The sequence below is a fragment of the Microbacterium sp. NRRL B-14842 genome, assembly GCF_050470785.1.
Genome location: NZ_JBFLUM010000001.1, coordinates 105,484 through 114,698 on the forward strand (window position 1 = coordinate 105,484; position 9,215 = coordinate 114,698).

Annotated in this window: 10 protein-coding genes; 4 read left to right on the forward strand and 6 right to left on the reverse strand. The window is 71.4% G+C overall.

All coding sequences use genetic code 11. The features are described 5' to 3' along the window. Window positions 1-19: 19 nt before the first annotated feature. The 3 genes from AB1285_RS00515 to AB1285_RS00525 are packed head-to-tail and all read right to left on the reverse strand — an operon-like array spanning window position 20 to window position 2,213. On the reverse strand, window positions 20-832 hold the full coding sequence (locus tag AB1285_RS00515) for a GntR family transcriptional regulator (protein ID WP_187662531.1): 813 nt from the start codon (window positions 830-832) through the stop codon (window positions 20-22). Beyond that, window positions 832-1,236: a D-ribose pyranase gene (rbsD, locus tag AB1285_RS00520; protein WP_187662530.1), complete on the reverse strand. Its 405-nt coding sequence runs from the start codon at window positions 1,234-1,236 to the stop codon at window positions 832-834. Before rbsD ends, AB1285_RS00515 begins: the two co-directional genes overlap by 1 nt. Before the next feature lie 14 nt (window positions 1,237-1,250). Further along, window positions 1,251-2,213, reverse strand: a complete 963-nt coding sequence (locus AB1285_RS00525) for a ribokinase (protein ID WP_259954360.1) — start codon at window positions 2,211-2,213, stop codon at window positions 1,251-1,253. A 118-nt stretch (window positions 2,214-2,331) separates the two neighbouring features. Between AB1285_RS00525 and AB1285_RS00530 the strand changes: the two genes are divergently transcribed. Then, window positions 2,332-2,994 (forward strand): transaldolase family protein, encoded by a 663-nt coding sequence (locus AB1285_RS00530; protein ID WP_370429158.1) that lies wholly within the window; start codon window positions 2,332-2,334, stop codon window positions 2,992-2,994. Between the two features lie 4 nt (window positions 2,995-2,998). Here the strand turns inward: AB1285_RS00530 and AB1285_RS00535 are convergent, their stop codons facing one another. Next, window positions 2,999-3,676, reverse strand: a complete 678-nt coding sequence (locus AB1285_RS00535) for a FadR/GntR family transcriptional regulator (protein ID WP_187662527.1) — start codon at window positions 3,674-3,676, stop codon at window positions 2,999-3,001. 47 nt (window positions 3,677-3,723) lie between these two features. On the opposite strand from AB1285_RS00535, the gene AB1285_RS00540 reads away from it, so the two are divergent. After that, window positions 3,724-4,623 carry an amidohydrolase family protein gene (locus AB1285_RS00540; protein WP_370429157.1) on the forward strand — a complete coding sequence of 300 codons (900 nt, stop codon included), beginning with the start codon at window positions 3,724-3,726 and terminating at the stop codon, window positions 4,621-4,623. 570 nt (window positions 4,624-5,193) lie between these two features. Here AB1285_RS00540 and AB1285_RS00545 read toward each other — a convergent pair. Then, window positions 5,194-5,961: an SDR family NAD(P)-dependent oxidoreductase gene (locus AB1285_RS00545; RefSeq protein WP_429977410.1), complete on the reverse strand. Its 768-nt coding sequence runs from the start codon at window positions 5,959-5,961 to the stop codon at window positions 5,194-5,196. Next, window positions 5,958-6,818, reverse strand: coding sequence for a fumarylacetoacetate hydrolase family protein (locus AB1285_RS00550; RefSeq protein WP_292793393.1), 861 nt, complete (start codon window positions 6,816-6,818; stop codon window positions 5,958-5,960). The genes AB1285_RS00545 and AB1285_RS00550 overlap by 4 nt, the downstream gene beginning before the upstream one ends. 123 nt (window positions 6,819-6,941) lie before the next feature. Here AB1285_RS00550 and AB1285_RS00555 point away from each other — a divergent pair, with 123 nt between their 5' ends. Both AB1285_RS00555 and AB1285_RS00560 read left to right on the forward strand, forming a co-directional pair. Beyond that, window positions 6,942-8,237 (forward strand): L-fuconate dehydratase, encoded by a 1,296-nt coding sequence (locus tag AB1285_RS00555; RefSeq protein ID WP_370429155.1) that lies wholly within the window; start codon window positions 6,942-6,944, stop codon window positions 8,235-8,237. Next, window positions 8,224-9,192 carry an aldo/keto reductase gene (locus AB1285_RS00560; protein ID WP_370429154.1) on the forward strand — a complete coding sequence of 323 codons (969 nt, stop codon included), beginning with the start codon at window positions 8,224-8,226 and terminating at the stop codon, window positions 9,190-9,192. Before AB1285_RS00555 ends, AB1285_RS00560 begins: the two co-directional genes overlap by 14 nt. Window positions 9,193-9,215 lie beyond the last annotated feature (23 nt).

Consider the following 9,215-nt stretch of genomic DNA (forward strand, 5'->3'; position numbering starts at 1 on the left):
GAGCGTACCGGGGCCGCTGTCAGCCCACCGTGCCCGCGGGGGAGGCGCCGCCCGATCCGTCCACGTGCATCAACGACGCCTGGGACTGCTCCTGCTGGAGCTGGAACTCGAAGCGCGAGCGGTCGCCGCGGTGGTACGCGATGAAGTACTCGATCGGCACGCCGTCCTCACTGCGGCTGATGCTGCGCAGGCGGAGGAGGGCGGAGCCGGCGCTCACACCGAGGTGCTGAGCCTGCTCGTGCGTGGCGACCGTCGCCTCGGCCGAGCGGACGCCGTGCGTGGCGATGATGCCGTGGTCGGCGAGCAGCCGGTACAGCGACGCCTCGGTGAGATCCGCGCCGAGCGTCACCGCCCCCACCGCCTCGGGCATCCACGTGGTCGAGAGCGACCAGGGCTCGCCGTCCACGTGTCGCAGCCGCTCCAGCACGATCACCGGCGATCCGACCGGCACCTCCAGGGCCAGGGCGACCTCCTCGTCCGCGACGGTCTGCTCGTGGCGGAGGACGTCGCTGTGCACATGGCCGCCGCGCCGCTCGACGTCGTCGTACAGCCCGACGAGTGTGTGCACGAGACTCTCGCTCGTGCGCGGGCGGGAGACGAACGTGCCCTTGCCCTTCACGCGCTCGACGAGTCCCTCGTGCTCGAGCTGCGCCAACGCCTGCCGAACGACCGTGCGGGAGATGCCGTAGCGCTCGCACAGCCGGTGCTCGCCGGGAAGAGGATCGCCCGGCTGCAGACCGTCGCGGGCGATGCCGTCGATGATGAGCTGCCGGAGCTGGTCGTACATGGGCGCCGCGCTGTGGCGGTCGATGGCGTCCTCGATGAGGGACATCAGTACGCCACCCCCGCGTGCAGGATCACGTTCGCGTACGGGGTGAACTCCCCGGAGCGCACGAAGGCGCGGGCGGCGTGCGTGCGCCGCTTGAACTCGACGTGCGGGACCAGCTCGATCTCGAACCCCGCATCGGCGAAGCGCTCGCGCAGGGCGTCGAGCACCTCCGGGCTCTTCTCGGCGACCTCGGCCGACACCGTCGCGCCCTCGACGACGAGCTCCGCGAGCACCGTGTCGAGCACGTCGAGGAAGGCGGGGGCGCCGGGGCGGTAGGCGAGGTCGATGCGCTCGGCGCCCGGCGGGATCGGCAGCCCGGCATCGGTCACGACGATCAGATCGGTGTGCCCGGTCTCGCTGATGACGCGGGAGAGCGCGGGGTTGATCGTGGTCGAGGTCTTGCGCATCGTGTGCTCCTGGTTCAGTTCGCGACGGGGGCCGCGGTGCGCGCGGCGAGGAAGGCCTCGACGTCGGCGCGGTGGGGGAGGCTGGGCGAGGCCCCCTGCTTCGTGACGGTGAGGGCGCCCGCGGCGGTCGCCAGCCGCACCGCATCGGTGAGGGCCGCTCCGCTCGCGAGCGCGGCGCCGAGGTAGCCGGCATAGGCGTCGCCCGCGGCGGTGGTGTCGACGGCCTCCACGGGGAACGGCGGGACGACGGTGGCGCCCTCGGCGGTGACGACGCACGACCCCTGTCCGGCCAGCGTGATGACCGCGGCGCCCACACCCTGCTCCAGGAACCAGTGTCCGGCGCGTTCGGCGGAAGCGGCGTCGGTCACCTGGATGCCGCTGATGAGCGATGCCTCGGTCTCGTTCGGGGTGACGATGTCGATGCTCCGCCAGATCTCCGCTGCCAGCTCCGCCGCCGGTGCCGGATCGAGGATCACGGTCATGCCGTGCTCGCGTCCCCGGGCGGTGATGTGGGCGGTCAGGGCGGACGGGGTCTCGAGCTGGGTGAGCAGCACCGAGGTCGTGGGGGCGAGCGCTGCGAGGGCCTCGTCGATCTGCTCGGTGCTCAGGGCGGCGTTCGCGAGCGGCACCATGACGATGTCGTTCTGCGCGGAGGCGTCGACGCGGATGTGCGCGATGCCGGTGGGGCCCGGGACGGTGCGCAGGTGCGCGAGGTCGACGCCGGCGGCGGTGAGACCGTCCACCACGAGGTCGTGGAACAGGTCGTCGCCGACGCAGCCGACGAAGCTCGTGCGGGCGCCGGAGCGTCCCGCCGCGACGGCCTGGTTCGCGCCCTTGCCGCCGAGCATCAGCGTGAACTCGTCGCCGAGGATGGTCTCGCCGCGGGCCGGGAGCCGCTGGGAGAAGGTCGTGACGTCGGCCGTCACGCTGCCGACGATGACGACGCCGGAGCGGTCGCCGGGGTGTGCGGGTGTCATCTCGCTCCTGATCCTCCTCGACAGCGCGGGACTCCCGGTCTTTGACAAGGTTCGGGAGCTGTCATTACATTAGCCGAAGCCCCACCTGTAACGACAGGTTGCCCGCGAGGAGACCCCGATGACCGCGATCGCGCCCCGCCTGTACGTCGACAGCGCCGACACCGACCGTGTCGCGCGGCTGCTCTCCGCGGGGGTCGTGCACGGTGTCACGACGAACCCCACGATCCTCGAGCGTGGCGGGCGGACGGCTGGGGAGATCCCCGACCTCTACGCCCGCTGGGTCGAGGAGGGCGCCCGGGAGGTGTTCTTCCAGACGTGGGGTGGTGACACCGCCTCCTTCCTCCGGAACGCGGAGGGCATCCGCGCGCTCGGCGACCGCGTCGCGGTGAAGGTGCCCGCGACCGCAGCCGGGTTCGCCGCCGCTTCCGCCCTCATCCGTGACGGGGCCACGGTCCTCGTCACGGCGGTCTACTCCGTCGCGCAGGCGCTCACGTGCGCTTCGATCGGTGCCCAGTACATCGCGCCCTACCTCGGGCGCATGCGCGACGCGGGCATGGACGGCGACGCCCTCATCGCACGGATGCAGGAGATGTGCGCGGGCAGCGCCTCCAACGTCCTCGCCGCGTCGCTGCGGACGGCCGATGACATCACCGGGCTGCGCGCTGCCGGCGTCCCCTACTTCACCGCCGCGCCCGACGTGCTCGACCAGGTGCTGTTCCACGAGGTCAGCGACAACTCGGCGGCCGAGTTCGACGCCGCGATGGAGCGTCTCGGCGCCTGACGGGTCAGGCCGAGGCAGCCTGCCGCAACCACCGCTCGACACCCGCGATGTGGGCCGTGGCGAGGGAGGTGGCCAGTGCCGAGTCGCGCTGGGCGATGGCGTCGGCGATGGCGCGGTGCTCCGACAGGGTGCGCTCCACGGCGCCGCCCTCCGTGAGCCCCCGCCACACCCGGGCCCGGACCGTCTGGCTGCTCAGGTGCTCGATGAGGCTCGCGAGGTAGGCGTTGCCCGCCATGCCCACGATCTCGCGGTGGAAGCGGATGTCGTGGTCGACGAGCTCCTCGATGCCGACGGAGGCGTCGACGGCCTCCACCTCATCCTGCAGGGCCGCGATCGCCTCGTCCGTGCCCAGGGTCGCCGCGAGCCCGGTGGCCTGCGATTCGAGCATCCGGCGGACGGCGAACATCTCCAGCATCGAGTCGTCGTCGTGCATGTCCACGACGAACGCGATCGCCTCCAGCAGCAGGTGCGGCTCCAGGCTCGTGACATAGGTGCCGTCACCACGACGGACGTCGAGCACGCGGATGACCTCCAGCGCCTTGACCGCTTCGCGCATCGAGTTGCGGGAGAGGCCGAGGCGCTCGGAGAGCTCCTTCTCCGGGGGCAGGCGATCGCCGGGGGCCAGTTCGCCCGACACGATCATCGCCTTGATCTTCTCGATCGCCTCGTCCGTCACTGCCATGGCGCTCATCCTCGCACAACATCCGATGTCTGCGGCAGGATGGGGGCATGCGCATCCTCGACTCGCACCTGCACCTGTGGGACCCGGAGGCCCTCGGGTACACGTGGCTCGAGGGACCGCTCGCGCGGCGCTTCGCTGCCGGCGAGTTCGAGCAGGCGCGGGTGGAGCGGGCCACGGACGAGCGGGCCGTGTTCGTGCAGGCCGAGACCGCCGAGGACGACTTCCTCGCGGAGGTGCGGTGGGTGGCAGGGCAGGCGGAACGACTCGGGGTGGTCGGCATCGTCGCCGGCGCTCGGCTCGATCGCGGCACCGACACCACGGTGCACCTGGAGAGCCTCACCGCGGAGCCCCTCGTGGTCGGCGTGCGTCATCTGCTGCAGGGGGAGCCGGACGGCATGATGCTCTCGTCGGCCTTCATCTCCGGGGCCCGCGAGGTCGCGGCGCACGGGTGGACCTTCGACGCGTGCGTGCGTGCCGCGCAGCTCCCCGACGTCGCACGACTGTCCGGCGCGATCCCCGAGCTGCGGATCGTGCTCGATCACCTCGGCAAGCCGGAGGTCGGGACGGCTTCTGCTCCGCGCACGCCCTCCGTGGAGTGGGAGCGCGACCTCGCCGAGCTGGCGCGACACCCCGGGGTGTTCTGCAAGGTGTCCGGACTGCCCGCGGAGGCCGGAGGGGACTGGAGCCTCGCGCAGCTCGAACCCTTCCTCGACACGGCGGCCGACGTCTTCGGTCCCGAGCGCCTGATGTGGGGGAGCGACTGGCCCGTGTCGGCGGTCGGCCCCGCGGTACCGGACGATCCCCGCGCTTCCGCCGACGGCTCTCCGGTGTATCAGCCGTCAGCACGCAGCCGCTGGGCCGACGCCGTGGCGGCCTGGGCCACGTCCCGCGGCATCGATCACGACGCCCTCTTCCACGCCACCGCCACCTCCGTCTACTCCCTCTAACCCCCCCCGCCCCCCTTTCGCGGGCGGGTGCAATATGCCACCTCCGGAGCCCCTTCCAGGCCCGCTTCTGATCCCGGGACGGGGGGTGCCGTGCCGCTCACGGTCGTCCCGGCGGGGCGCCTCGTGGCGTGCCGGATGGGAAACGACCCGCGGCAGCCGCATCGAGGAGCGATTCTGATCCCGTCCGCGCGGCGAGGCGGTGTGCGGGATGGGAAAGGAGCCTGCGGGACGGGATGGGGGAGCGGTTCTGATCCCGAACGGCGGGGGCGGGCGAGAAGCGCACGGCGTGCAGAAAGCGCGTGGCGTGCAGAAAGCGCGTGGCGCGCAGACAGCGTGCGGTGTGCGGGATGAGAAAGGGGCGTGCTGGGCGCGGTGGAGGAGCCATTCTGATCCCGCCCGCGTGGGTGCTCGTGTGCGGGATGAGGAAGGGGCGTGCGGGGCGGGATGAGGGAGCGGGATTGATCCCGGCTGGACCGGGACGGGAGGGGACGGGGACGGGACGGGAGGGCCCGGGGACGGGGACGGCCCGGGGTCTCGCGGGGAGACACCGGGCCGTCGGAGAAGACCGGGTCACTCGGGGCGGAGGCGGAGCTGCGCCATCCCCCCGTCGACCTCGATGAAGGTGCCCGTGGTGGAGCCCGCGGCGGGACTCACGAGGTAGGCCACCGCGGCGGCGACCTCGTCGGGGCTCACGAGTCGTCCGTGGGGCTGTCGTGCCTCCAACGCGGCCCGCTCGGCGGCGGGGTCGGCCGCGGAGTCGAGCAGTCGTCCGACCCACGGCGTGTCCGCCGTGCCGGGGTTGACCGCATTGACGCGGATGCCCTCGCGCAGATGATCGGCGGCCATCGCGCGAGTCAGCGCCGACACGGCCCCCTTCGACGCGGAGTACAGCGCCCGCTGCGGGAGCCCGGTGGTCGAGGCGATCGAGGCCGTGTTGCATACGGCGGCGGCGGGGGACTTCCGCAGCCACGGCAGTGCCGCCGACGTCACCCGAGCGATGCCCGTGACGTTGATGGAGAGGACGCGCGCCCACTCGTCGTCGTCGTTCGCGGCGATGTCGCCCTGTGCGCCGACGCCGGCGTTGTTGACGACGATGTCGATGCGGCCGAAGCACTCGGCGACGGCGGCGACGGCGGCGTCCACGCTCGCGCGGTCGGAGACGTCGGCGGTGAACGCGGCGAACCGCTCGTCGGCGTGCGTGGTGTCACGATCGAGGACCGCGACGGTGACCCCATCCGCATGCAGACGGTCGGCGATCGCCGCGCCGATGCCGGAGGCTCCTCCGGTGACGATGGCCACGAGGCCTTCCGCGTCGGTTCCCTGAGTTCGAAGGGTCACTTCTCTGCCTCCCATGCGACGAAGTCCTGGCGCTGGCGGCCGAGGCCGTCGATCTCGATCTCCACCACGTCGCCCGCGGCCAGGTAGGGGTACGTGCCGGACAGGGCCACGCCCTGCGGGGTGCCGGTGAGGATCAGGTCACCGGGCTCGAGCGTGACGTACTGCGACAGGTGGTGCACGATCTGCTCGACCGTGAAGATCATGTCGCTCGTGTTCGAGTCCTGCCGCGGCTCGCCGTTCACGAAGCTGCGGAGGCCGAGCGCCTGATGGTCCACCTCGTCCGGGGTGACCATCCAGGGACCCGTGGGATTGAAGCCGAAGGCGATCTTGCCCTTCGACCACTGCCCGCCGGACACCGCCATCTGGAAGTCGCGCTCCGACACGTCGTTCGCGGCGACGAAGCCGGCCACGTGCGCCATCGACTCCTCCGGGGAGTCGAGGTAGGCGGTGCGGGTGCCGATGACGATGCCGAGCTCGACCTCCCAGTCGGTCTTCTCGCTCCCGCGCGGGATCGTCACCGCGTCGTTGGGGCCGACGACCGTGTTGGGCGTCTTAAGGAAGATGATGGGGATGGTCGGCGGCTCCGACCCCGACTCCGCGGCGTGCGCGGCGTAGTTCATCCCGATGCAGATCACCGCGCTCGGGCGGGCGATCGGGGCGCCGATGCGCATCGTCGCGGCGTCCGGCAGCTCGGGGAGCTCCCCGGCGTCGCGGGCGGCGGCGACGCGGGCGACGAAGTCTCCCGCAAGGAAGTCGCCGTTGACATCGGATGTCACCGGGCGGAGGTCGAGGTAGCGGTCACCCTCCAGGAGGACGGGGATCTCCGCCCCCGGGGTGCCGAGCCGCGCGAACTTCATGATTCTCCTGATCGTTCGGGAGGCCGCTGCTCAGCGGCCGGTCTCGTTGACAGTATAGACATCGGATGTTTACACTCCAAGAGATCCGCGCGGAAGAACGACCCGCGCATGGAGAGGAACCCCGTGAGCCGTATCGTCGCCCTCGACACCACCGACATCCGCTTCCCCACGTCGCTGAGCCTCGACGGCTCCGACGCGATGAACCCGGACCCCGACTACTCCGCCGCGTACGTCATCGTCCGCACGGACGCCGCCGACGGCATCGAGGGGCACGCCTTCGTCTTCACGATCGGCCGCGGCAACGACGTGCAGGTCGCGGCCATCGACGCGCTCGCCGGACACCTCGTCGGGCGGGAGATCGAACCGCTGCTCGATGACATGGGCGGCACGTTCCGCGAGATCATCGGCGACTCGCAGCTCCGCTGGCTCGGGCCGGAGAAGGGCGTCATGCACATGGCCATCGGCGCGGTCATCAACGCGCTGTGGGACATCAAGGCCAAGCGCGCGGGCCTGCCGCTCTGGCAGCTCCTCGCCCGGATGACCCCGGAGGAGCTCGTCGACCTCGTCGACTTCCGCTACCTCACCAACGCCCTCACCCGCGAGGAGGCGCTGGAGATCCTGCGCACGGCGGAGCCCGGCCGGGCCGAGCGCGAGCAGCAGCTCCTCGCCACCGGCTACCCGGGCTACACGACCAGCCCCGGCTGGCTCGGCTACTCCGACGAGAAGCTCGAGCGCCTCGCCCGCGAGGCCATGGCCGACGGATTCACGCAGATCAAGCTCAAGGTCGGCGCCGACCTCGACGACGACATCCGCCGCTTCCGGAAGGCTCGGGAAGTGTGCGGCCCGGACTTCCCCATCGCGATCGACGCGAACCAGCGCTGGGAGGTCTCCGAGGCGATCGAGTGGGTGAACGCGCTCGCCGAGTTCCACCCCGCATGGATCGAGGAGCCCACCAGCCCCGACGACATCCTCGGGCACGCGGAGATCGCCCGCGGCGTCGCGCCCATCCGTGTCGCCACCGGTGAGCACGCGCAGAACCGGATGATCTTCAAGCAGCTCCTGCAGGCCGACGCGATCTCGGTCATGCAGATCGACGCCGTCCGCGTCGCGGGAGTGAACGAGAACATCGCCAACCTGCTGCTCGCGGCGAAGTTCGACGTGCCGGTGTGTCCGCATGCCGGCGGCGTGGGGCTGTGCGAGGCCGTGCAGCACCTGTCGATGTTCGACTTCGTCGCCGTCTCAGGCACTCGCGAAGGCCGCCTGATCGAGTTCGTCGACCACCTGCACGAGCACTTCATCGTGCCGACCGACATCCAGGGCGGCTCCTACATGGCTCCGACCGCGCCGGGTACGGGCATGGAGATGAAGGCCGACAGCATCGCGGAGTACACCTGGACGGGTGCGCATGTCCACGCCTGAGCGCCTGACCGTCCCGACCCTCGGCTACGGTGCCGCGAACGTCGGCAACCTCTTCCGTGAGCTGTCCGACGACGACGCGTGGGCGGTGCTGGACGCGGCGTGGGAGAGCGGCATCCGCTTCTACGACACCGCTCCGCACTACGGCCTCGGGCTGTCCGAGCGCCGACTCGGAGCCTTCCTGCAGACGAAGCCGCGGGACGAGTACGTGCTCTCGACCAAGGTCGGCCGGCTGCTGCGCCCGAACCCCGACCACGCCGGCGGCCTCGACACCGCGAACGACTTCCACGTACCGGACGACCTCCAGCGCGTGTGGGACTTCTCGGCGGACGGCATCCGGACGAGCCTGGAGGAGTCGCGCGAGCGCCTGGGCATCGAGCGCATCGACCTCCTCTACCTGCACGACCCGGAGCGGCACGACCTCGACCTCGCGCTCGCCGAGGCGCTTCCCGCCCTGGAGCAGTTGCGCGCCGACGGTGAGGTGACCGCGATCGGCATCGGCTCGATGGTGTCGGACGCCCTCGCGGCATCGGTGCGTTCGGCCGACCTCGACCTCGTGATGGTGGCCGGTCGGTACACGCTGCTGGAGCAGCCCGCCGCGGTCGACGTGCTGCCCGCGTGCCGCGAGACCGGGACCGGGATCGTCGCGGCGTCGGTGTTCAACTCCGGCCTGCTCGCCTCGAACGAGCCGCGACGCGATGGCCGCTACGAGTACGGGCAGCTCCCCGACGAGCTGTGGGACCGCCTCGTGCGCATCGCCGCGGTGTGCGCCGATCACGATGTGCCCCTGCCGGCCGCGGCGATCCAGTTCCCGCTGCAGTCTGACGTGGTGCGCTCGGTGGTCGTCGGGGGCAGCCGTCCGGCGCAGCTCCGGCAGAACGCCGAGTACGCTGCCCTGGAGATCCCGTCGGCCCTGTGGGAGAACCTCGCGGCCGAGGGCCTCATCCCCACCTCCTGACCCCCGTCCACCGAGAGGAGCCG

Coding starts and splice junctions, on each gene's coding strand:
- AB1285_RS00515 (WP_187662531.1), bottom strand. CDS start 832: ATGTCCCTCATCGAGGACGCCATCGACCGCCACAGCGCGGCGCCCATG.
- rbsD (WP_187662530.1), bottom strand. CDS start 1,236: ATGCGCAAGACCTCGACCACGATCAACCCCGCGCTCTCCCGCGTCATC.
- AB1285_RS00525 (WP_259954360.1), bottom strand. CDS start 2,213: ATGACACCCGCACACCCCGGCGACCGCTCCGGCGTCGTCATCGTCGGC.
- AB1285_RS00530 (WP_370429158.1), top strand. CDS start 2,332: ATGACCGCGATCGCGCCCCGCCTGTACGTCGACAGCGCCGACACCGAC.
- AB1285_RS00535 (WP_187662527.1), bottom strand. CDS start 3,676: ATGGCAGTGACGGACGAGGCGATCGAGAAGATCAAGGCGATGATCGTG.
- AB1285_RS00540 (WP_370429157.1), top strand. CDS start 3,724: ATGCGCATCCTCGACTCGCACCTGCACCTGTGGGACCCGGAGGCCCTC.
- AB1285_RS00550 (WP_292793393.1), bottom strand. CDS start 6,818: ATGAAGTTCGCGCGGCTCGGCACCCCGGGGGCGGAGATCCCCGTCCTC.
- AB1285_RS00560 (WP_370429154.1), top strand. CDS start 8,224: ATGTCCACGCCTGAGCGCCTGACCGTCCCGACCCTCGGCTACGGTGCC.